The sequence below is a fragment of the Massilia phyllosphaerae genome (assembly GCF_034659755.1).
GTDB lineage: Bacteria > Pseudomonadota > Gammaproteobacteria > Burkholderiales > Burkholderiaceae_D > Telluria > Telluria phyllosphaerae.
Map to the genome: position 1 here is coordinate 60,526 of NZ_JAXSQX010000003.1, position 22,989 is coordinate 83,514.

20 protein-coding genes and 4 tRNA genes are annotated in these 22,989 nt (G+C 62.1%); 9 read left to right on the forward strand and 15 right to left on the reverse strand.

Annotated elements, in window-relative coordinates; translation table 11 throughout:
• Positions 1-60 precede the first annotated feature (60 nt).
• On the reverse strand, positions 61-603 hold the full coding sequence (gene sodC, locus U1H99_RS12845) for a superoxide dismutase [Cu-Zn] SodC (protein ID WP_323142145.1): 543 nt from the start codon (positions 601-603) through the stop codon (positions 61-63).
• Between the two features lie 205 nt (positions 604-808).
• On the opposite strand from sodC, the gene U1H99_RS12850 reads away from it, so the two are divergent.
• The gene (locus tag U1H99_RS12850) at positions 809-1,960 is read left to right on the forward strand and encodes an alpha/beta fold hydrolase (protein WP_323142146.1); all 1,152 of its coding nucleotides are present in this window, start codon (positions 809-811) and stop codon (positions 1,958-1,960) included.
• 39 nt (positions 1,961-1,999) lie between these two features.
• Here U1H99_RS12850 and U1H99_RS12855 read toward each other — a convergent pair whose 3' ends face one another.
• Positions 2,000-2,665, reverse strand: coding sequence for a phytanoyl-CoA dioxygenase family protein (locus U1H99_RS12855; protein ID WP_323142147.1), 666 nt, complete (start codon positions 2,663-2,665; stop codon positions 2,000-2,002).
• 225 nt (positions 2,666-2,890) lie between these two features.
• Here U1H99_RS12855 and U1H99_RS12860 point away from each other — a divergent pair, with 225 nt between their 5' ends.
• The 8 genes from U1H99_RS12860 (at position 2,891) to U1H99_RS12895 (ending at position 8,412) form a co-directional block, all read left to right on the forward strand.
• Positions 2,891-3,334 (forward strand): CsgE family curli-type amyloid fiber assembly protein, encoded by a 444-nt coding sequence (locus U1H99_RS12860; RefSeq protein WP_323142148.1) that lies wholly within the window; start codon positions 2,891-2,893, stop codon positions 3,332-3,334.
• A 21-nt stretch (positions 3,335-3,355) separates the two neighbouring features.
• The gene (locus U1H99_RS12865) at positions 3,356-3,805 is read left to right on the forward strand and encodes a curli assembly protein CsgF (protein WP_323142149.1); all 450 of its coding nucleotides are present in this window, start codon (positions 3,356-3,358) and stop codon (positions 3,803-3,805) included.
• Positions 3,802-4,728, forward strand: a complete 927-nt coding sequence (locus U1H99_RS12870) for a CsgG/HfaB family protein (RefSeq protein WP_323142150.1) — start codon at positions 3,802-3,804, stop codon at positions 4,726-4,728. The genes U1H99_RS12865 and U1H99_RS12870 overlap by 4 nt, the downstream gene beginning before the upstream one ends.
• Positions 4,725-5,144 carry a hypothetical protein gene (locus U1H99_RS12875; protein ID WP_323142151.1) on the forward strand — a complete coding sequence of 140 codons (420 nt, stop codon included), beginning with the start codon at positions 4,725-4,727 and terminating at the stop codon, positions 5,142-5,144. Before U1H99_RS12870 ends, U1H99_RS12875 begins: the two co-directional genes overlap by 4 nt.
• Positions 5,145-5,192: 48 nt before the next feature.
• Positions 5,193-6,152 (forward strand): hypothetical protein, encoded by a 960-nt coding sequence (locus tag U1H99_RS12880; protein WP_323142152.1) that lies wholly within the window; start codon positions 5,193-5,195, stop codon positions 6,150-6,152.
• 34 nt (positions 6,153-6,186) lie between these two features.
• Positions 6,187-7,164, forward strand: a complete 978-nt coding sequence (locus U1H99_RS12885; protein WP_323142153.1) for a hypothetical protein — start codon at positions 6,187-6,189, stop codon at positions 7,162-7,164.
• 126 nt (positions 7,165-7,290) lie between these two features.
• Positions 7,291-7,746: a GNAT family N-acetyltransferase gene (locus tag U1H99_RS12890; protein ID WP_323142154.1), complete on the forward strand. Its 456-nt coding sequence runs from the start codon at positions 7,291-7,293 to the stop codon at positions 7,744-7,746.
• A 33-nt stretch (positions 7,747-7,779) separates the two neighbouring features.
• Entirely contained in the window at positions 7,780-8,412 is a 633-nt protein-coding gene (locus U1H99_RS12895) for a Vat family streptogramin A O-acetyltransferase (protein WP_323142155.1), read from the forward strand.
• 74 nt (positions 8,413-8,486) lie between these two features.
• Here U1H99_RS12895 and rpoC read toward each other — a convergent pair whose 3' ends face one another.
• From rpoC to U1H99_RS12960, 13 genes are all read right to left on the reverse strand, one after another.
• Positions 8,487-12,734, reverse strand: a complete 4,248-nt coding sequence (gene rpoC / locus U1H99_RS12900) for a DNA-directed RNA polymerase subunit beta' (protein ID WP_323142156.1) — start codon at positions 12,732-12,734, stop codon at positions 8,487-8,489.
• A gap of 225 nt (positions 12,735-12,959) precedes the next feature.
• Positions 12,960-17,069: a DNA-directed RNA polymerase subunit beta gene (gene rpoB / locus U1H99_RS12905; protein WP_323142157.1), complete on the reverse strand. Its 4,110-nt coding sequence runs from the start codon at positions 17,067-17,069 to the stop codon at positions 12,960-12,962.
• Positions 17,070-17,362: 293 nt separating this feature from the next.
• The gene (gene rplL / locus U1H99_RS12910; protein WP_141835858.1) at positions 17,363-17,737 is read right to left on the reverse strand and encodes a 50S ribosomal protein L7/L12; all 375 of its coding nucleotides are present in this window, start codon (positions 17,735-17,737) and stop codon (positions 17,363-17,365) included.
• Between the two features lie 56 nt (positions 17,738-17,793).
• The gene (rplJ, locus tag U1H99_RS12915; protein WP_323142158.1) at positions 17,794-18,321 is read right to left on the reverse strand and encodes a 50S ribosomal protein L10; all 528 of its coding nucleotides are present in this window, start codon (positions 18,319-18,321) and stop codon (positions 17,794-17,796) included.
• 303 nt (positions 18,322-18,624) lie between these two features.
• Positions 18,625-19,320 carry a 50S ribosomal protein L1 gene (gene rplA / locus U1H99_RS12920; RefSeq protein WP_323142159.1) on the reverse strand — a complete coding sequence of 232 codons (696 nt, stop codon included), beginning with the start codon at positions 19,318-19,320 and terminating at the stop codon, positions 18,625-18,627.
• Complete coding sequence (rplK, locus tag U1H99_RS12925) at positions 19,321-19,752, reverse strand: 50S ribosomal protein L11 (RefSeq protein WP_141835861.1); 432 nt, start codon at positions 19,750-19,752, stop codon at positions 19,321-19,323. It abuts the gene before it with no gap.
• Between the two features lie 225 nt (positions 19,753-19,977).
• The gene (gene nusG / locus U1H99_RS12930) at positions 19,978-20,601 is read right to left on the reverse strand and encodes a transcription termination/antitermination protein NusG (RefSeq protein WP_323142160.1); all 624 of its coding nucleotides are present in this window, start codon (positions 20,599-20,601) and stop codon (positions 19,978-19,980) included.
• Entirely contained in the window at positions 20,601-20,990 is a 390-nt protein-coding gene (gene secE / locus U1H99_RS12935) for a preprotein translocase subunit SecE (protein WP_141835864.1), read from the reverse strand. Before secE ends, nusG begins: the two co-directional genes overlap by 1 nt.
• A 37-nt stretch (positions 20,991-21,027) precedes the next feature.
• Positions 21,028-21,103: transfer RNA gene (locus U1H99_RS12940), tRNA-Trp, on the reverse strand.
• Between the two features lie 118 nt (positions 21,104-21,221).
• On the reverse strand, positions 21,222-22,412 hold the full coding sequence (gene tuf, locus U1H99_RS12945; protein ID WP_141835865.1) for an elongation factor Tu: 1,191 nt from the start codon (positions 22,410-22,412) through the stop codon (positions 21,222-21,224).
• 75 nt (positions 22,413-22,487) lie between these two features.
• Positions 22,488-22,562 (reverse strand) — tRNA-Thr (locus U1H99_RS12950).
• Positions 22,563-22,573: 11 nt separating this feature from the next.
• Positions 22,574-22,647, reverse strand: a tRNA-Gly gene (locus tag U1H99_RS12955).
• A gap of 56 nt (positions 22,648-22,703) precedes the next feature.
• A tRNA-Tyr gene (locus U1H99_RS12960) sits at positions 22,704-22,788 on the reverse strand.
• Positions 22,789-22,989 lie beyond the last annotated feature (201 nt).

Genomic DNA, 22,989 nt, shown 5'->3' on the forward strand with positions numbered 1-22,989 from the left:
GCAAGTAAGACTGTGGCAAATTTGGCCACAGTCCCCTGCCCGGCCCGGTGTTCGACCGGCTTACTGGATCACGCCGCAGGCGATGCGCGCGCCCCCGCCGCCCAGCGGCGCCGGCTTGTCGGCGTAGTTGTCGCCGCCGGCGTGGATCATGAGCGCCTTGCCCTTGACGTCGGCCAGCTTGGTCAGGCGCGGCGCTGTCACCGCGACGCTGGCACCGCCGTTGCCACCTACCACCAGCGGCGGCAGGTCGCCCATGTGGCCGTCGCCGGTGGGTCCGGCGTGGTGCTTGCTGGTCGTCGGATCGTAGTGGCCGCCTGCCGCGCCGGCCGGCACCGGCTTGCCATCCTTCTGGTTGGCGTCGCAGCTGCCGGTCTCGTGCACGTGGAAGCCGTGCGGTCCGGCCGGCAGATCGGTCAGCGCCGGCGTGAAGACCAGGCCATCCTTCGATTCCGTGACCGTCACCGTGCCGATCATCTTGCCGGGACCGCTGGGCGTTGCTAGGCTCATCGGCGCTTGCAGCTTGTCGGTGGACTGGGCGTTGGCGCCGGAGGCGGCCGCGACGAGTGCAGATGCCAGCAAGATGCTGACCGATCGAATGTTCATGGTGTGTCCTTTCAGGTTGGGATGATCGAGCCGGGATAGTGTAAATCACGCAATGGATGGGTGGCGGACGCCAGCGCGGAGGCTATTTATAGACTGCTAGAAATATCGAACCGTTTCCATTTAACGCTTCGCAAATTCGATTGGAACGCCGTTGGAATCGCCCGCAAGTTGGCGTACAGTGCCGTGGTCCTGAAGGAGACACAACATGACTACCACAACGACGTCGATGAACTCGAACACCCTGGGCACGCTCGGGGTGCAGGCACTCAAGGATATGGACCGCAGCCGCCTCGAGCGCGGCAAGATGCTGGACCGCGCCGGCTATGGTCCGCAGCAGACCCCGTCCACTGTCCTCCACACCGAACCCGGACTCAGGCTGCGCCGCTTCGGCCCCGACGCCAGCGACGGCCCGGCCGTGCTGCTGGTCCCGGCCCCCATCAAGCGCGCCTACATCTGGGACCTGACGCCCGAGGTGAGCGTGGTCCGGCGCTGGCTCGAGCGCGGCTACCGGGTCTACCAGGCCGAATGGGTGCCGGTGCACGACACCGGCGACGGCGCCGACGAGGGTGCTGCACAGGTTGCTGCTGAGGGTGCCGCTCAGCGTGCCGAGTTCGGCCTGGCCGACTACGGCGACCGCCTCCTGTCCGCCTGCCAGAAGGCGATCGAGGCCGACAGCGGCGAATCGCGCCTGGTCATCGCCGGCCATTCGCTCGGCGGCGTGCTGGCCGCGATCTACAGCTGCATGCACCCGGAGCGGGTAGCCGCCACCATCCTGCTGGAATCGCCGCTGCATTTCGAACCCGCCACCTGCTGCTTCAACCGCCTGGTGCAAGCCACCCCGCACGCTCGCGACATCGCCGACAGCTTCAACCACGTGCCGGGCGCCTTCCTCAACATGATGAGCGCCATCGCCGAACCCCATGCTTTCCAGTGGGAGCGCATCATGGACCGCACGCTGTCGATGTTCGATCCGGTGGCGCTGTCGACCCACATGCGCGTCGAGCGCTGGACCCACGACGAGTTCCCGATGCCCGGCCGGCTGTTCACCGACATCGTCGAGTCGCTGTACCGCAACGACGACTTCATGCAGGGCCGGCTCGTCATCAACGGCCGCAGCATCGGCCCGCAGGACCTGCGCGCGCCGCTGGCCAGCGTGGTCGACCCGCGCAGCAAGGTGATCCCGCTGCAGGCCGTGGTGCCGTTCAACCAGGCCGCTGCCAGCCCCCATAAGCTGGTGCTGGAGTACGAGGGCGACATCGGCGTCAACCTGCAGCACGTCGGCGTGCTGGTGGGGCGCAATGCGCATGCGCGGATCTGGCCGGCGATTTTTGCGTGGCTGGAAACCACAGCGAAATGATGAGATTGGAGATGGCACCTCGAGGTGCCATTTCTCGTTTCAGACGTGCGGCCAGCGCAAGCCGTAGGGGAGCGTGCGCGGCCCGAACACAAAATGCAGCACCCGGCGCCGGCTCGTCCCGATCGCTTTCGATGACGCGTGCAGTGCAAGTGGACGCATCATCAGTACCCCACCCGGCGCCAGCGTGCAAGTGACGGCTGGACCGGCCTGCTTGATCGCAGCCGCCCGCTCCGCCGCGATCTTTCCCAGCATATGCGTCGCGGGAACGAACTGCAGCGGCCCATCCTGCTCCATGCAGGGATCGAGGTGGACCCGCAGCGCCACCAGCTGTTCGAGCAGCGCCAGCGGCGGCTGCACGAAGAGGCCGCCTTCTTTCTCCGACCAGCCGCGCAGCGCCGGGTGTGCGACCCGTTCGCGCACTGGGATGCTCAGGTCCTGGTGGACCGGCACCAGCCAGTTCTGGTCGCGCGATTTCTCGAAATAGGTGCACTGGACTGCAATGAAATCGTCCGGGATCGCGGCCGCGACATCAGGGTGCGCGCGCAGGCGCGCAGCCAGTGCGCGGCACCAGTCGTGCGTCAGCAGGTTGCGCGTGCCGGGCGAATCGGTGCCGAGCGCCGACACGGCGCCATCGAGGGTAAAGCATTCGTCCTGGTCCAGCACATCGGGGATGACGGCAAAACCATCGCGCAAAAAAGTATTCATGAGCACATGTAAAAGGGAGCAGTCCTCATCTTACGCTGTGCAATAGGTAATAGATTTCCACTGCAAAATTGCCTGTACGCCTCATGCATGCATTTTGATCTTGCTTAGGCCACTGTCATGCCTGCCCACCAAGCCTGACCCTTCTCAACTGTACAGCCCGCCTCCTCACTACACTCAACTATAAAGGATTGCAGTTTTCATAACTCACATGCAACAGGCGCCGCCATGCCTCATCCAGCCCGCAGCATCCTGGTCCCGCTCTTCGCATCGCTGCTGGCCGCGTGGCCGGCCTGCGCCGCAGCGGCACCGGCGGTCACGGATGCCACTGCCCAGGCACCGCTGACGGAAGCCTGGGGCATCGTCACCAGCCAGACGGTCACCGTGGCCGGCCACGAATTCGCCAATCACTTCATCGCCGAATGGCGCGACAAACCTGGCGCAGAACGCTACACGCTGGCGCTGCGCGAACGCCCATCGGCGCGCTGGGGCAGCCTGGTCTGGGTCGAGTTCGGCCAGCAGCGCGTACTCCAGCTGCAGCTGCCGCCGGCGCGCGCCGGGCTGAAGACGCTGGCGGAAAGCGCCGCCGAAAGCGCTTATCAAACCATCCTCGACATCGAACGCCAGCGCCGCCTCGTCAGCGACGCCGACCTCGCCCCCGACGAATTCTGACCTGTCATCAAGGAGACCGCCATGTCGCATCGAATCACTTCGCGAGTCACCCCGCGCATTACCCCGGCCATCGTCTGCGGGCTCGCCCTGTGGACCGGCGGCGCCGGCGCAAGCGATCTCGTCTACGTGCCGGTCAACCCCAACTTCGGCGGCGCGCCGAACAATGCGCCCGGCCTGCTCGCGGCCGCCTCGGCCACCAACAAGCATGGCCTGCAATCCGGCCTGGGCGGCTCGTCGCTGAACCAGACGCCGCTGCAGCAGTTCAACCAGACGCTCGAGCGCATGGTGCTGAGCCAGCTTGCCTCCTCGGCCACCTCCAAGCTGCTGGGCCAGGATGGCAAGCTGATTCCCGGCACCTTTTCCACCGAAAACTTCGTGATCACCGTGACCGACCTCGGCGGCGGCATCCTGCGCGTGACCACGACCGAAAAAGCAACCGGCGTCGTGACGTCATTCGAGGTGGGTCAATGAAAATCCAGCTGCTTGTGCCCCTGGCCGCCCTGCTGCTGGCTGCAGGCTGCGCGCATCAACCGTCCAGCGTGCGCGCCAACGCCCAGCTGACGCCCGATACCGCCATCACGCGCGACCTGCTGGCCCTGCCTGCGCCGAAGGGCAAGATTGCCGTGGCCGTGTACGGCATCCGCGACCAGACCGGCCAGTACAAGCCGGCGCCGGACAGTTCCTTTTCGACCGCGGTGACGCAAGGCGCCTCGTCGATGCTGATCCGCGCGCTGCAGGATTCCGGCTGGTTCATCCCGGTCGAGCGCGAAAACCTGCAGAACCTGCTCACCGAACGCAAGATCGTGCGCGCGCTCGAGATGCCGCAGTCGGCCGGCACGCCGCCGGTGCAGGTGCCGCCGCTGCTGGGAGCGTCGGTGCTGATCGAGGGCGGCATCGTCGCGTTCGAAAGCAACGTGCGCACCGGCGGCGTCGGCGCGCGCTTCCTCGGCATCGGGCTATCGACGCAATACCGGGTCGACCAGGTGACGGTGAATTTGCGCACGGTCGACATCCGCGGCGGCCAGATCCTGCAGAGCGTGTCGACCACCAAGACCATCTATTCGTACGAGCTGCATCCGAGCGTCTTCAAATTCGTCAACGTCAAGGACCTGGCCGAGTTCGAGGCCGGCACCACGCGCAACGAGCCGACCCAGCTGTGCGTCAGCGAGGCGATCGAGGCGGTGGTGACGCACCTGGTCGCGCAGGGCATCCAGGCCGGCAACTGGACGCTGCAGAACGACGCCGACCACGCCAATCCGGTGCTGCGGCGCTACTTGCAGCAGGCGCCGGCCGGCCGTGTGGTCAGCGCCGTAGCGGCCAGTCCATCCACGGTAGCGCGGAACGCCGGCGCGGACGGCCGCGTGGCGGCGACTGGCACCGGGAGCGGGCCATGAAGGCGCGCCGCGGCTTGCTGGCGCTGTGCGCGCTGCTGGCGGCCGCCGGCGCCGGCGCGGGCGACCTGGCCCCGTCCGAACTCGCCGGCCCTGCCCGGCCGAAGCCGGCCGGCGACGCGGGCGCCGTCCGCGCTTACGCCGCACTGGCCGGCCAGCAGAATCAGATAGCGGTATCGCAGGACGGCCTGGCCAACAGCGCCACCCTGCTGCAGGGCGGGCTGGACAACCAGGCCTTCGTCCAGCAGCTGGGCCAGCAGAACGAGGCGACCATCGTGCAGGCCGGCCAGGGCAACCGCGCCGGCATCGAGCAGCATGGCGTGCTGAACAGCGGACGCATCGAACAATACGGGCAGCAGGGCGCAGCGCGCATCACCCAGTACGGCAACGGCAAGACCGCCACCATCATCCAGCACTAGGGGCGCTGGGTGGATGTTCGTCACGCCCTTGCTTTTGAGGAGTCATTCATGAAATCCAGATTCTCGGCAATCGTCCTCGCCCTCGGCATGGGCCTGCTGTGCCACGCCGCGTCGGCCCAGGACAACACCTCGAACGTGACGGTGACGCAACAGGGCAATGGCAATACCGCGTACGCCGAACAATACGCCATCACGACGGCGACCGGGGTGCAAGCGACGATCACCCAGATCGGCGACAACAACCACGTGGGCGGCCCGGGCGGCACCAGTAGCGGCCTCATCCAGAGTAACGCGCCGGTAGGCCCGGTCTTGGCCGAGGTCCTGCAAACCGGCCGGGGCAATAACGCCGGCCTCATCCAGGATAACAACGGCAATGCCGCCCTTGCAGCGTCTGCCCGCATCACGCAGACCGGCATCGGCAACGACGCCACGTTCAGGCAGTTCACCACCTCGTATGCCGAAGCCATCGTCGCGCAGAGCGGCGACGGCAACATTGCCCGCATCGAGCAGACCTACAGTGGCGACAGCAGCCTGCGGTCCCGCCAGAACGGTACCGGCAACCAGGTCACGATCAGCCAGAGCGGCGCCACCTATGGCGGTCCGAATGTCATCCAGGACGGCGATGGCAATACCGCGTCGGTGGTCACGGTGGGGGCGATCGGCGGTGGACCGTCCATCGTGCAAACCGGCAGCCTGAACAGTGCAACCGTCGTACAGAACATCAACGGCTTCGATTCCGGCACCGCGATCCGGCAGCAGGGCATGGCCAACCAGGCCGACACCAACCTGACCGGCGAGGGGCAGCGCACCGACATCACGCAGACCGGCAACGGCAACCTAGCAAGCGTCACCCAGACCGGGGTGCCGGCGAGCCTGCTCGGGAACTTTACGGTGATTGCCCAGCTCGGCAACAGCAACATGGCCATCGTGCGCCAGGTTGGGGCGGGCTACAACGCCAACCTCAGCCAGACCGGCTCGGGCAATTACACGAACATCTACCAGCATTGATTCCCCCACGCCGTACCACTTCGAGGAGTTCATCATGCAGTCCAGATTCTCGTTATCGGTCATCGCCGCCGCACTCGGCCTGGCACTCACCCTGGCCTCCCAGGCTGCCTCGGCCCAGGACACGAGTTCCACCGTCACCGTGACGCAGCAGGGCAATGGCAATACCTCCTATGCCGAGCAGACCACCGGCGTCTACGATTTCAATAACGTGACGGCGACGATCACCCAGATCGGCAACAACAATCATGTCGGCGGTCCCGGCTCGACCACGAGTGGCCTGCTGCAGCTGAACGGTGGCGGCAACCTCGAGGCGCAGATCCGCCAGACCGGCAACGGCAACAATGCGGGGATCACGCAAATCGACATCGTCGCGTCGACCTTTCCGGTAACGGCCGAGATCACGCAGACCGGCAGCTACAACACCGCCACGCTGCGCCAAACGCTGACCTCGGATCTGAGCGCAGTCCTCATCCAGAACGGTAACGGCAACATTTCCGCCGTCGAGCAGCAGGAATCCAGTCCGGGTACGGCGCGCACCACGCAAAACGGCAACGACAACACCGCGATTATCAACCAGCGCGGCACCGGCTACGCAAGCCCGCGTATCACACAGGAAGGCGACGGCAATGTCGCCTCGGCGATCGTCGACGGCAACGTGTTCGGCGGTCCCCTGGTCGAGCAGGCCGGTATCGCCAACTATGCCAGCACCTTGCAGACCGATACCGAAGCCGCCGACATCCGGATCCGGCAAACCGGCAGCGATAACCAGGCGGAAGCAAGCCAGACCGGTACCCGTGAGCATATTGCCGATATCGACCAGAACGGCGTCGGCAACCTGGCGGTCGTCAGCCAGACCGGTACCGGCCCGGTCACCTTCGGCATCGGCAATTCCGCCATCGTTGCCCAGCTCGGCAACGGCAACACGGCGATCGTGCGCCAGGTCGGGCAGAACTATGTCGCCAACGTAAGCCAGACCGGATCGGGGAATTACACCCATATCTATCAGCACTGAGCGTCATCGCCCGACGCCTCCGGACAGACAAACGGCACCCTTGCGGTGCCGTTTGTTCATGAACTAAAGTAAATATAATGGTGGAGAATCCCCGCCGGGGTCGATCAGCCTGCCTGAAGAGGACACATGCCGCAACCGCTTTATGAAACCACGAATGGAAACTACTTCCTCAGCACGAACCAAGGGCTGATCGACATCGAAACGGTGCACCGCTTCCTGACCGAGACCAGCAGCTGGGCGCGCGGCATCCCGCGCAGCACGGTCGAGGAAGCCATCCGGAACTCGCTCTGCTTCGGGCTGTACGAAAACGGCGCCCTGCTGGCCTTTTGCCGCATCATCACCGACGGCGCTACCTTCGGCAACCTGATCGACGTGTTCGTGCAACCGGGCCTGCGCGGCCGCGGCCTGTCGACAATGCTGATGACCTTCGTCATGTCGCATCCGCTGATTCCACGCCTGCGCCGCCTGACGCTGGCCACCACCGATGCGCACGGCCTGTACGACAAATTCGGTTTCAGGCCGCTGGGCAAACCCGAGACTTTCATGGAAGTCTATCGGCCCGACATCTATCGCGCGTCATAAGCATCCGTACCGATTTGAATACTGGACACATCCATGCACGGCCCGACCCCCGATACGCCCTACCCGACGCCTTTCCCGCAAATCAGCTTCCTGAAAAACGTCGTGACCCGCCCGAACATCGAGATCGGCGAGTACACCTATTACGACGATCCGGACGGCGCCCACAACTTCGAAAACAACGTCCTGTACCACTTCGACTTCATCGGCGACCGCCTGCGCATCGGTAAATTCTGCGCGATCGCGCGTGGCGTGAAGTTCATCATGAATGGTGCCAACCACCAGATGAACGGCATTTCCACCTATCCGTTCTTCATCTTCGGCAATGGCTGGGAAACGGCGGCGCCGCAGCCGGGAGAGTTGCCGTACAAGGGCGATACCGTGGTCGGCAACGATGTCTGGATCGGCTACGACGCGCTGATCATGCCGGGGGTGACGATCGGCGACGGCGCCATCATCGCGGCGCGATCGGTGGTGACAAGCGACGTGCCGCCCTACGCCATCGTCGGCGGCAATCCGGCGCAGGTGCTGCGCGAGCGCTTCGATGCGGAGAGCGTACGGCGCCTGCTGGCGATTGCGTGGTGGGACCGGCCGGTGGAATGGATCAGCCGCCATCTGAACTTGATTCGCAGCGGCGACATCGGCGCACTAGAAGCCGCGGCACGCTGACGACGGACGAAAAAAACGGCACCCCAAGAGGTGCCGTTTTTGTTAGCTATCTAAGCTAGAAGCTTCAGCGAAAATTACTCGCCATCGCCCTGATGCTGCTCGGCATGCGCCGCAGCCTGCTGCTGATCTTCCATCGCCTGCAGTTCGGCAGCCATGTTGGCCTTTTCCTGCTGCAGCAGTGCCTGGCGCTCTTCCGCTTCCCACTGCTCTTTTTCCTTGCGAGCGCGGTGGAAGGCCAGACCGGTACCGCCCGGGATCAGGCGGCCGACGATGACGTTTTCCTTCAGGCCGCGCAGACCGTCGCGCTTGCCCATGATCGCCGCTTCGGTCAGCACGCGGGTGGTTTCCTGGAACGATGCGGCCGAGATGAACGAGTCGGTCGACAGCGATGCCTTGGTAATACCCAGCAGCACGTTTTCGTACTGTGCCGGCAGTTTCGCGACAGCGTTCATGCGGTCGTTTTCTTCCAGCAGTTCCGAACGCTCCACCTGCTCGCCGACGATGTAGTCGGTGTCGCCGGCGTCGACGATCTGGACACGACGCAGCATCTGGCGAACGATCACCTCGATGTGCTTGTCGTTGATCTTCACGCCCTGCAGACGGTACACGTCCTGGACTTCGTCGACGATGTAGCGGGCCAGCGCTTCGATACCCAGCAGGCGCAGGATGTCTTGCGGATCGGCCGGGCCGTCCACGATCATCTCGCCCTTGTTCACCACCTGGCCGTCGTGCACCAGCACTTGCTTGTCCTTGGTGATCAGGAACTCGTGCTTGTTGCCGTCCATGTCGGTGATTTCCAGGCGCTGCTTGCCCTTGGTCTCTTTACCGAATGCGACCGTACCGGTGACTTCCGCCAGCATGCCGGCATCTTTCGGCGAACGGGCTTCGAACAGCTCGGCAACGCGCGGCAGACCACCGGTAATGTCACGGGTCTTCTGCGATTCGGTCGGGATACGTGCAAGCACTTCACCCACCGACGCCTGCTGACCATCCTTCACCATGATCAGTGCGCCAACCTGGAAACCGATCGTCACGGCGTGCTCGGTGCCGGCGATCTTGACTTCCTGGCCTTGCTCGTTCAGCAGCTTGACCTGCGGACGCAGTGCCTTGCCCGAACCACGACGCTTCGGATCGATTGCCACCAGGGTCGACAGGCCGGTCACTTCGTCCACCTGGCGAGCGACGGTGACGCCCTCTTCCACGTTTTCGAACTTGATCGTGCCGCCGTATTCCGTGATGATCGGACGGGTCAGCGGATCCCAGGTTGCCAGCGGCACGCCTGCTTTCACGACCATGCCGTCATGCACGGCCAGGGTTGCACCGTACGGCACCTTGTGACGCTCGCGCTCACGGCCGTGGTCGTCGGTGATCAGCACTTCGCCCGAACGCGAGATGACGATCTGGGCGCCCTTGCCGTTGGTCACGTAACGCATGGTCGCGGTAAAGCGGACCGTACCGTTCGACTTGGCTTCGACCGACGATGCCACTGCTGCACGCGATGCCGCACCACCGATGTGGAAGGTACGCATGGTCAGCTGGGTACCCGGCTCACCGATCGACTGTGCAGCCACGACGCCGACGGCTTCGCCGCTGTTCACCAGCATGCCGCGGCCGAGGTCACGGCCGTAGCACATAGCGCACAGGCCGTAGCGCGTGTCGCAGTTCAGCGGGGTACGGACCTTGACTTCGTCGATGCCCAGGCGCTCGATTTCTTCGACCATGTCTTCGTCCAGCAGCGTGCCGGCTTCGTACAGGGTCTCTTGCGTTTCCGGATTGACGACGTCGTTGCCGGTCACGCGGCCGAGGATACGGTCGCGCAGCGGCTCGATGACTTCACCGCCTTCGACCATCGCCTTCATGTGCGTGCCGTTGTTGGTGCCGCAATCGTCCTCGATCACCACCAGATCCTGGGTCACGTCGACCAGGCGGCGGGTCAGGTAACCCGAGTTTGCCGTCTTCAGCGCGGTGTCGGCCAGACCTTTACGGGCGCCGTGCGTCGAGATGAAGTACTGCAGAACGTTCAGGCCTTCGCGGAAGTTCGCGGTAATCGGCGTTTCGATAATCGAACCGTCCGGCTTCGCCATCAGGCCGCGCATACCGGCCAGCTGGCGGATCTGGGCTGCCGAACCACGGGCGCCCGAGTCGGCCATCATGTAAATCGCGTTGAACGATTCCTGGGTGCCTTCGGTGCCGTCACGCTTGGTGACCGGTTCCACTTTCAGCTGGTCCATCATCGCCTTGCCGACTTCGTCCGAGGTCTTGCCCCAGATGTCGACGACCTTGTTGTAACGCTCGCCGGCGGTGACCAGACCCGAGGCGTACTGCTGCTCGATCTGCTTCACTTCCGCTTCGGCGGTCGCGATCATGGTCTTCTTGACGTCCGGGATCAGCATGTCGTCGACGGCGATCGAGATACCGGCGCGGGTCGCCAGGCGGAAGCCCGACTGCATCAGCTTGTCGGCAAACACGACGGTCGCACGCAGGCCGCACTTGCGGAACGACGTGTTGATCAGCTTCGAGATTTCCTTTTTCTTCAGGGCGCGGTTCAGCACCGAGAACGGCAGGCCATGCGGCAGGATCTCGGACAGGATGGCGCGGCCGACGGTGGTCTCGTAGCGGGTCACGGTGCGGTCGAAGCCGCCTTGCTCGTTCTTCGGATGCTCGACGATACGCACGGTGATGCGGGTCGCCAGTTCGACTTCCTTGTTGTCGTACGCGCGGATGACTTCCGACACGTTCGGGAACAGCATGCCCTCGCCCTTGGCGTTGATCGCTTCGCGGGTCGCGTAGTACAGACCCAGCACGATATCCTGCGACGGGACGATCGACGGCTCGCCGTTCGACGGGAACAGGATGTTGTTCGAGGCCAGCATCAGGGTGCGGGCTTCCATCTGTGCTTCGATCGACAGCGGGACGTGGACTGCCATCTGGTCACCGTCGAAGTCGGCGTTGAACGCCGCGCAGACCAGCGGGTGCAGCTGGATTGCCTTGCCTTCGATCAGCACCGGCTCGAACGCCTGGATACCCAGACGGTGCAGGGTCGGCGCACGGTTCAGCATGACCGGGTGTTCCTTGATGACTTCTTCCAGGATGTCCCAGACCACCGGTTCCTGCTGCTCGACCAGCTTCTTGGCTGCCTTGATGGTCGTGGCCAGACCCATCAGTTCCAGCTTGTTGAAGATGAACGGCTTGAACAGTTCCAGCGCCATCAGCTTCGGCAGGCCGCACTGGTGCAGTTTCAGCTGCGGACCCACCACGATGACCGAACGGCCCGAGTAGTCGACGCGCTTGCCCAGCAGGTTCTGACGGAAACGGCCGCCCTTACCCTTGATCATTTCAGCCAGCGACTTCAGCGGACGCTTGTTGGCGCCGGTCATCGCCTTGCCGCGACGGCCGTTGTCCAGCAGCGAATCGACTGCTTCCTGCAGCATGCGCTTTTCGTTACGCGTAATGATTTCCGGCGCGCGCAGTTCCATCAGGCGCTTCAGGCGATTATTACGGTTGATGACGCGGCGGTACAGGTCGTTCAGGTCGGAGGTCGCGAAACGGCCGCCGTCCAGCGGGACGAGCGGACGCAGCTCCGGCGGCAGAACCGGGAGCACTTCCATGATCATCCAGTCAGGCTTGATGCCCGAACGCTGGAAGGCCTCGAGCACTTTCAGGCGCTTGGCGTATTTCTTGATCTTGGCTTCGGACTTCGACTCTTTCAGCTCGACGCGCAGGGCTTCGGCCTCGCGGTCGATGTCGATCGAGCGCAGCAGTTCACGGATGCCTTCGGCGCCCATGAATGCGGTGAAGTCGTCGCCGTACTCTTCGTACTTGGCGGCGTAGTCGTCTTCCGACATGATCTGCGACTTCTTCAGCGGGGTCATGCCCGGATCGGTCACGACGTATGCTTCGAAGTACAGCACGCGCTCGATATCGCGCAGGGTCATGTCCAGGACCATGCCCAGACGCGACGGCAGCGACTTCAGGAACCAGATGTGCGCGGTCGGCGAGGCCAGCTCGATGTGGCCCATGCGCTCACGGCGGACTTTTGCCAGCGTGACTTCGACGCCGCACTTCTCGCAGATGACGCCGCGGTGCTTCAGGCGCTTGTACTTGCCGCACAGGCATTCGTAGTCCTTGATCGGACCAAAGATCTTGGCGCAGAACAGGCCGTCGCGTTCCGGCTTGAACGTACGGTAGTTGATGGTTTCCGGCTTCTTGACTTCGCCGAACGACCACGAACGGATTTTCTCGGGCGACGCCAGGCCAATCTTGATGGCGTCGAAGCTCTCGTTTTGCTGAACTTGCTTGAATAGATCGAGCAGTGCTTTCATTTATCACTCCGGGTGATTGAATTCTGTACTAACTACTACCGCCGCTTCTCACTGATTTTCGCCAGTGTTTGCTGAACCGTATTGTACCCCTTGAAAAACGTCATCCCCGCGCAGGCGGGGATCCAAGTTTGCCGACGTTTCCACCGGGCTTGCGCCCCAGCCTGCGCCGGGGCGACGAATCGAAGGTCACGGGCCAGCCCGAAGGCTGGCGGCCATGCTGACTGCTTAGTTGCGCTCGAGATCGATATCGATACCCAGCGAGCGGATTTCCTTGACCAGCACGTTGAACGATTCCGGCATACCGGCATCGATCACGTGGTCGCCCTTGACCAGGTTCTCGTACACCTTGGTACGGCCATTCACGTCGTCCGACTTCACGGTCAGCATTTCCTGCAGCACGTAGGACGCGCCGTAGGCTTCCAGTGCCCACACTTCCATCTCACCGAAGCGCTGGCCACCGAACTGGGCTTTACCGCCCAGCGGCTGCTGCGTCACCAGCGAGTACGGACCGGTCGAACGCGCGTGCATCTTGTCGTCGACCAGGTGGTGCAGCTTCAGCATGTGCATGAAGCCGACGGTGACCTTGCGCTCAAATGCTTCGCCGGTGCGGCCGTCGAACATCGTGACCTGGTTCTTCGACGGGGTCATGCCCAGGTGCTTCGCGATCGGGTCGGGGAAGGCCAGGTCCAGCATGCGGCGGATTTCTTCCTCGTGCGCACCGTCGAACACCGGGGTCGCGAACGGCACGCCGTTCTTGAGGTTGTTCGCCAGCGAGACGATTTCCTCGTCGCTGAAGCTGTCCAGGTCTTCCTTCTTGCCGGTCTCGTTGTAGACCTTGCCCAGGAACGCGCGCAGTTGCTCGGTTTCCGCCTTGGCCTTGATCATTTCGCCCAGACGCAGGCCCAGACCTTTAGCAGCCCAACCCAGGTGGGTTTCCAGGATCTGACCGACGTTCATACGCGACGGCACGCCCAGCGGGTTCAGCACGACGTCGGCCGGGGTACCGTCGGCCATGAACGGCATGTCTTCAACCGGCACGATACGCGAGACCACACCCTTGTTACCGTGGCGGCCTGCCATCTTGTCGCCCGACTGCAGGCGGCGCTTGACGGCCAGGTAAACCTTGACCATCTTCTGCACGCCAGGCTGCAGCTCGTCGCCTTGCGTCAGCTTCTTGCGCTTCTCTTCGAAGGCCAGGTCGAACTGGTGGCGCTTCTCGTTGATCGATTCCTTCATCGCTTCCAGCGCGTTGGCGGTCTCGTCGTCGGCCGGGCGGATGTCGAACCAGTGGAACTTGTCCAGGTCAGCCAGGTAAGCGGCGTCGATGACGGCGCCTTTCGCCAGCTTCTTCGGACCGCCGTTCACGGTCTTGCCGACCAGCAGGCGCTCCAGACGCTGGAATGCATCGCCTTCGACGATACGCAGCTGGTCGTTCAGGTCCAGGCGGAAGCGCTTCAGCTCGTCGTCGATGATCTGCTGGGCGCGCTTGTCGCGGACGATGCCTTCGCGGGTGAACACTTGGACGTCGATCACGGTGCCGACCATGCCCGACGGCACGCGCAGCGAGGTGTCTTTCACGTCCGATGCTTTTTCGCCGAAGATCGCGCGCAGCAGCTTTTCTTCCGGAGTCAGCTGGGTTTCGCCTTTCGGGGTCACCTTACCGACCAGCACGTCACCGGCCTGCACTTCGGCGCCGATGTAGACGATGCCCGATTCGTCCAGGCGCGCCAGTTGGTTCTCGGCCAGGTTCGAAATGTCGCGGGTGATCTCTTCCGGTCCCAGCTTGGTGTCGCGTGCAACTACCGACAGTTCCTCGATGTGGATCGAGGTGTAGCGGTCGTCCTTGACGACATTCTCCGAGATGAGGATCGAGTCCTCGAAGTTCAAGCCGTTCCACGGCATGAACGCCACCAGCATGTTCTGGCCCAGTGCCAGTTCGCCCAGGTCGGTCGAAGCGCCGTCGGCGATGACGTCGCCGCGTGCCACGCGATCGCCCACTTGCACGATCGGACGCTGGTTGATGTTGGTGTTCTGGTTCGAACGGGTGTACTTGATCAGGTTGTAGATGTCCACACCGACTTCGCCGGCTTGCGCCTCGTCGTCGTTGACGCGGATCACCACACGGCCCGCATCGACGTAGTCCACCAGACCGCCACGGGTCGCCTGCACGGTGGTGCCGGAGTCGACTGCCACGGTGCGCTCGATACCGGTGCCGACGAAGGCTTTTTCCGGACGCAGGCAAGGCACGGCCTGGCGCTGCATGTTGGCGCCCATCAGTGCACGGTTCGCGTCATCGTGCTCGAGGAACGGGATCAGCGACGCTGCCACCGACACGACCTGGCCCGGGGCCACGTCCATGTACTGGATGCGTTCCGGCGAGACCAGGATGGTTTCGCCGGCTTCACGGGCCGACACCAGTTCGTCGCTCAGCTGGCCTTCGGCGTTGATGGTCGCGTTCGCCTGGGCGATGATGTAGCGGCCTTCTTCGATCGCCGACAGGTATTCGATCTTGTCGGTGACTTTCGAATCGTCGACCTTGCGGTACGGGGTTTCCAGGAAGCCGTATTCGTTCAGGCGGGCGTACAGTGCCAGCGAGTTGATCAGGCCGATGTTCGGGCCTTCAGGCGTTTCGATCGGGCAGACGCGGCCGTAGTGGGTCGGGTGCACGTCGCGCACCTCGAAGCCGGCGCGTTCGCGGGTCAGGCCGCCCGGGCCCAGTGCGGAAACACGACGCTTGTGGGTGATTTCCGACAGCGGGTTGGTCTGGTCCATGAACTGCGACAGCTGCGACGAACCGAAGAATTCGCGGATCGCGGCCGAGATCGGCTTGCTGTTGATCAGGTCATGCGGCATCAGGTTGTCGGCTTCGGCCTGGCCCAGGCGCTCTTTAACAGCGCGCTCGACACGCACGAGGCCGGCGCGGAACTGGTTTTCGGCCAGTTCGCCCACGCAACGCACGCGGCGGTTACCCAGGTGGTCGATGTCGTCGACTTCGCCGCGGCCATTGCGCAGCTCGACCAGGATCTTGATCACGGCCAGGATGTCTTCGTTCGACAGGGTCATGTCGCCGACCAGTTCGTCACGGCCGATACGGCGGTTGAACTTCATGCGGCCGACTGCCGACAGGTCATAGCGTTCCGGCATGTAGAACAGGCCGTTGAACAGCGCTTCGACCGACTCTTCGGTCGGCGGTTCGCCAGGACGCATCATGCGGTAGATCGCCACGCGCGCGGCGGTCTGGTCGGCGGTGTCGTCGGTGCGCAGGGTCTGCGAGATGTAGCCGCCCTGGTCCAGGTCGTTGGTGTACAGGGTCTGGATCGCCTCGATGTTGGCGTCGCGCAGCTTGGCCAGCAGTTCGTCGGTCAGCTCATCGTTGGCGTTGGCGATGATCTCGCCGGTGTCGGTGTCGACCACGTTCTTGGCCAGCACGCGGCCGACCAGGTAGTCTTCCGGTACCGAGATGTAGGTGATGCCGGCGCTTTCGACGTCACGGACGTTCTTCGCGTTGATACGCTTGTCCTTGGTGACGAGGGTCTTGCCCGACTTCGGATCGACGATGTCGAAGCGCGCGACCTCGCCTCGCAGGCGCTCGGCCACGAATTCGAGTTCCGCGCCTTCCGAGCGCAGGTTGAAGTTGTCGAAGACAAAGAAGTTCGCCAGGATCTGTTCCGGCGTCATGCCAATGGCCTTCAGCAGGATCGTCACCGGCATCTTGCGGCGGCGGTCGACGCGGAAGAACAGGATGTCCTTCGGGTCGAACTCGAAGTCCAGCCACGAGCCGCGGTAAGGAATGATACGTGCCGAGAACAGCAGCTTGCCCGACGAATGCGTCTTGCCGCGGTCGTGCTCGAAGAACACGCCCGGCGAACGGTGCAGCTGGGAGACGATCACGCGCTCGGTACCGTTGATGACAAACGAACCGTTGGCGGTCATGAGCGGCAGTTCGCCCATGTACACTTCCTGCTCTTTCATTTCCTTCACGACCGGCTTGGTCGGCGATTCCTTGTCCAGGATCACCAGACGCACCTTGGCGCGCAGCGGCGACGCGAAGGTCAGGCCGCGCTGTTGGCATTCCTTGACGTCGAAGGCAGGGTCACCCAACACGTAGGAGAGGAATTCCAGGCGCGCGAAGCCGTTGTGCGACACGATCGGGAAAATGGAGGAGAACGCCGACTGCAGGCCTTCGTTCTTGCGGACGGTCGGACCAGCGTCCGCCTGCAGGAAGTTCTCGTAGGACTCCAACTGGGTGGCCAGGAGATAGGGAACGTTGTGAACGTTGGCGCGCTTCGCGAACGATTTGCGAATGCGTTTCTTCTCAGTAAATGAGTAGTGCATGGACACTCCGTGAGTGACAGAAAGGATGAGAATTCAGGGATTGCCAGTGGCCAGCCCGACGGCGCACCACATGCAAGGCCTCAAATCTCGCCCTCCCCTGTCATGATGAAAAGGGCAACTCGAACTGCTGTGTTACGATACTGCTGTGCTTCCACTGCTGTTACGGCAGAGTACTGCGCATTGTGCTGCAGGGACGACAAAAGAGCCAAAGCCGCATCCCCCACTTTTCAGCAGGGATTTGCAAGCTTTGACTCCGGCGCCGGGCACCGTGTCCGGTGCCCATTGCATATGTATTACTTGAGCTCGGCCTTGGCGCCAGCTTCTTCCAGCTTCTTCTTAGCGGCTTCAGCGTCAGCTTTCGGCAGGGCTTCCTTGACGGTCTTCGGTGCGCCGTCAACGACGTCCTTGGCTTCTTTCAGGCCCAGGCCGGTGATTTCACGGACGGCCTTGATGACGCCGACCTTGTTCGCGCCGACTTCGGTCAGCACGACGTTGAACTCGGTCTGCTCTTCAGCAGCCGGAGCAGCAGCGCCGCCGCCAGCAGCCGGTGCCGACATTGCAGCTGCCGACACGCCGAACTTCTCTTCGAAAGCCTTGACCAGGTCGTTCAGTTCCATGACCGACATTGCGCCAACTGCGTCCAGGAACTCTTCTTTGCTAATTGCCATTTGAAACTCCAGATATTTGTATATGTAGATTAATGCTCGAAAAAAAAGACGTCAGCTTATTCAGCTGCTGCGGTTTCTTCAGCCGGAGCTGCCGAACCTTCGCCTTTTTGTGCTGCAACTGCAGCCAGAACACGTGCAAAGCCGGAAACCGGAGCCTGCATGACGCCCAGCAGCTGGGCGATGAGGACTTCACGGCTCGGGATGCTTGCCAGCGCGGTGACGCCAGCGACATCCAGGTTCTTGCCAGCGTAATTACCACCCATGACCTTGAGCTTGTCGTTGGTCTTGGAGAAGTCGCTGATCACCTTGGCTGCTGCCACGGCGTCGTCCGAGATCGAGTAGATCAGCGGACCAACCATGGTGTCGGCCAGAGGTGCGAACTGGGTGCCTTCGACAGCGCGACGTGCCAGCGTGTTCTTCAGAACACGCAGGTAGACGCCCTGCGAACGAGCGGTTGCACGGAGTTTCGTCAAAGCACTAACCTGGATGCCACGGTATTCGGCCACGACGATGGTTTGCGCAGTTGCTACTTTTGCGGAAACTTCTTCGACGACGACCTTTTTGTCATTCAGATTAAGACCCACGGTCAATCTCCTTAAATGATGCAAGGAAAATTCCCTGCATCGGTTCGAACACGGCGTCCGAAGTTAAGAAGCGAGACTAACGGATGAAACTTCGCAGCATCGACTACAAAACTTGTTCGGGTTCGCCATCTGCGTTGGGTATTCTATTAACCTCCTGCCCAACCTCTGCATTCGGCCCAACGGTCTTTGATTGCCTGGTGGCTCGCGCCACCAGCCCAAAGATCTGCCCCGTGGTGCTCTACGGGGACTAAAACTTAAAAACTTGGATCCCTGCCTTCGCAGGGACGACGATACGACCGTCGCTTAAGCAGCCAGGGTGCCGTGGTCGACGCGGACGCCAGCGCCCATGGTCGACGACAGAGCAACCTTGCGCAGGTAGATACCCTTCGACGAAGCCGGCTTGGCTTTGTTCAGGGCGTCGATCAGCGCGACCAGGTTGGTCTTCAGTTGCTCGTCCGAGAAGGACTTGCGGCCGATGGTGGCGTGCACGATACCAGCCTTGTCGGTACGGTACTGGACCTGACCGGCCTTGGCGTTCTTGACGGCGCCAGCCACGTCCGGGGTCACGGTGCCGACCTTCGGGTTCGGCATCAGGCCGCGCGGGCCCAGGATCTGGCCCAGGGTACCGACGATACGCATGGTGTCCGGCGAAGCGATCACGATGTCGAACGGCATGTCGCCGGCCTTGACGCGTTCTGCCAGGTCTTCCATACCGACGATGTCGGCGCCGGCGGCTTTAGCCTGCTCGGCTTTTTCGCCCTGTGCGAACACGGCGACGCGGACGGTCTTGCCGGTACCAGCCGGCAGCACCACGGAACCGCGGACAACCTGGTCCGACTTCTTCGGATCCACGCCCAGTTGCACGGCGACGTCGATCGACTCGTTGAACTTGGCGGTAGCGAATTCTTTGATGATCGCAACGGCGTTGTCGAAAGCGTAGACCTTGTTACGGTCGACTTTGGCTTTCATTTCTTTTGCGCGCTTGGACAGCTTAGCCATTTAGATACCCTCCACCGTGATGCCCATCGAACGTGCCGAGCCGGCGATGATGCGCACTGCTGCATCCATGTCGGCAGCGGTCAGGTCCGGCTGCTTGGTTTTTGCGATTTCTTCCGCTTGGGCACGGGTCAGCGTGCCGACCTTGTCGGTGTGCGGCTTGGCCGAACCTTTGGTGATGCCAGCGTACTTCTTGATCAGGTAGGTTGCCGGCGGGGTCTTCATCTCGAAGGTGAAGGACTTGTCCGCGAAGGCGGTGATCACCACCGGAATCGGCATACCTGGCTCCATGCCTTGGGTACGGGCGTTGAACGCCTTGCAGAATTCCATGATGTTCAGACCGCGCTGGCCGAGTGCCGGGCCGATCGGAGGGGATGGGTTTGCCTTACCAGCTGCCACTTGCAGCTTGATAAAACCGACGATTTTCTTTGCCATGATAGGCTCCTAGTCGATTATGAGTGGTATCGCTCCGCCGATACCGGCGCTCCGACCAAGCTACTACGCGTTGCATTTTCGACCTGCGATGCTCGCTGTACATCTGTACAGCTGCGCTTCTCGGTCGAAACTGCCGCCGCTCGCTACGCTTGCTCGAAGCACCTGTTTGGCGGAGCTCCTCTTATCGGATTCCGCCTTGCTGCTGCGACGCTCCGATTGGGCGTTTTAGACTTTCTCTACCTGCCCGAACTCCAGTTCCACCGGAGTTGCGCGGCCGAAGATGGTGACAGTGACACGCACCTTCGATTTTTCGTAGTTGACTTCCTCGACGTTGCCGTTGAAGTCGGTGAACGGGCCTTCCTTGATACGCACCTGCTCGCCCACTTCGTACAGCACTTTCGGGCGGGGCTTTTCGACGCCTTCCTGCACCTGCTGCATGATCTTGTCGATCTCGCGGGCTGGAATCGGAGTCGGCTTGTTGCTCTTGCCGCCAATGAAGCCGGTGACTTTCGGCGTATTCTTGACCAAGTGCCACGACTCGTCGGTCATGTCCATCTCGACCAGCACGTAGCCCGGGAAGAAACGGCGCTCGGTGACCGACTTGCTGCCGTTCTTGACCTCGACCACTTCTTCGGTCGGGACCAGGATGCGGCCGAATTGTTCCTGCATGCCGCCGCGCTCGATACGCTCGGTCAGGCCGCGCATCACGCTCTTTTCCATGCCCGAATAGACATGCACGACGTACCAGCGCTTGGTGCTGACCGGGACACTCAGGGGTGCACCAGCGTCTTGTGCCGGAACGCCGGCCGCCGGCTCATCACCCGGCACGTTATCAGCGTTTTCGCTCATTATTGTTTCCACCCCAGAACAACGTCGTACATCAGGAATTCGAGAATCTTATCCGTGCCCCACAGGAAAATCGCCATCACGAGGACGAAGCCGAACACCACCAGGGTGATCTGCGTTGCTTCCTTGCGGGTGGGCCAGACAACCTTCTTCGTCTCGCGTACGGACTCTTTGGCGAAGCCCAGGAAGTCACGACCGGTAGCGGAAGTCCACAACAGCAGGACGGCAACGACAAGACCAGCTACGAGTGCGCCCGCGCACATCAGAGCTGGTTTGTTCTGGCCTTTCAGGATGAAGAAGCCAACCACGCCTGCAATCGTAGCAACCACTGCCAGCGCAACCTTGAACTTGTCATTCGAGGTGCTGACGGTTTGCACGGATTGATTAGACATACTTATTTTACTTTCGGGTGCCTGGCACCGAATTCGGTGGCAGGGGAGGAGGGAATCGAACCCGCGACCTTCGGTTTTGGAGACCGACGCTCTGCCAATTGAGCTACTCCCCTACATAAACTGCTCGTTGAATCGAACATTATACGCGATGTGTAGGCACCGCGCAATGTTCTGTTGCTGGGAGGAGCAGGAATGCCCCTCCCGAAGTACTACTCTACTACAGCTGGCTTATTAGGCCAGGATCTTGGCAACCACGCCGGCGCCGACGGTACGGCCGCCTTCGCGGATTGCGAAGCGCAGACCTTCTTCCATCGCGATCGGAGCGATCAGCTTGACGGTGATCGACACGTTGTCGCCTGGCATGACCATTTCCTTGTCTGCCGGCAGTTCGATCGAACCGGTCACGTCAGTCGTACGGAAGTAGAACTGCGGACGGTAGTTGTTGAAGAACGGGGTGTGACGGCCGCCTTCATCTTTCGACAGAACGTAGATCTCGCCGGTGAAGTGGTTGTGCGGCTTGATCGAGCCCGGCTTGGCCAGAACCTGGCCACGCTGGACGTCTTCACGCTTGGTGCCGCGCAGCAGCAGGCCGACGTTGTCGCCAGCTTGACCCTGGTCCAGCAGCTTGCGGAACATTTCCACGCCGGTGCAGGTGGTCTTCACGGTGTCGATGATACCGACGATTTCGATCTCCTCGCCGACCTTGATGATGCCGCGCTCGACACGACCGGTCACCACGGTACCGCGGCCCGAGATCGAGAACACGTCTTCCACCGGCATCAGGAAGGCGCCGTCAACGGCACGTTCCGGGGTCGGGATGTAGCTGTCCAGGGCTTCGGCCAGGCGCTCGATGCATGCTTCGCCCATTTCGCCCGGCTGGCCTTCCAGCGCCATACGTGCCGAACCTTTGATGATCGGCAGGTCGTCGCCAGGGAACTCGTACTTCGACAGCAGTTCGCGGACTTCCATTTCGACCAGTTCCAGCAGTTCTGCGTCGTCGACCAGGTCGCACTTATTCAGGAACACGATGATGTACGGAACGCCAACCTGACGCGCCAGCAGGATGTGCTCGCGGGTCTGCGGCATCGGGCCGTCAGCGGCCGAGCACACCAGGATCGCGCCGTCCATCTGGGCGGCACCGGTGATCATGTTCTTGATGTAGTCGGCGTGGCCTGGGCAGTCGACGTGCGCGTAGTGACGGTTCGCGGTTTCGTACTCGACGTGCGCGGTGTTGATGGTGATGCCGCGTGCTTTTTCTTCCGGAGCCGCGTCGATCTGGTCGTAGGCCTTGGCTTCGCCGCCGAATTTCTTCGACAGAACGGTTGCGATTGCAGCCGTCAGGGTGGTTTTGCCGTGGTCAACGTGACCGATGGTGCCGACGTTGACGTGCGGCTTGGTCCGTTCGAATTTACCTTTTGCCATTTCTTGACTCCTAACGATGTTTGAAATTACCAGGCACGCCTGACGGGCGAGTACTACGACTGCCGCTTTGAATTCTGGTGCCCTTGACGTGGATTGAACACGTGGCCTCTCCCTTACCAAGGGAGTGCTCTACCACTGAGCTACAAGGGCTTATTTGAAACTGGAGCGGGTGAAGGGAATCGAACCCTCGTCATAAGCTTGGAAGGCTTCAGCTCTACCATTGAGCTACACCCGCACGAGGTACTTCTTCAACTCACTTCTATTCGATTCAACTTCACGACTTCTTCAATTTGGTGGTGGGGGCTGGATTCGAACCAGCGTACTCAGAGAGGGCAGATTTACAGTCTGCTGCCTTTAACCACTCGGCCACCCCACCGCGAAGAACCGCAGAGTATGAAGAACGAACAATCTATTGTCAACTAAATCTACTTCTTCTGATTCAGCTCACATAGTTGCTGTTGCTTCGGGGCGTGATTGTAGCGACCCGACTGCAGTTCTGCAAGGGTGTTTTTTCAGGAACTGCAAGAAAGTTGAATAACTACCCCGTCACCCCCGCCTTCGCGGGGACGACGACAGG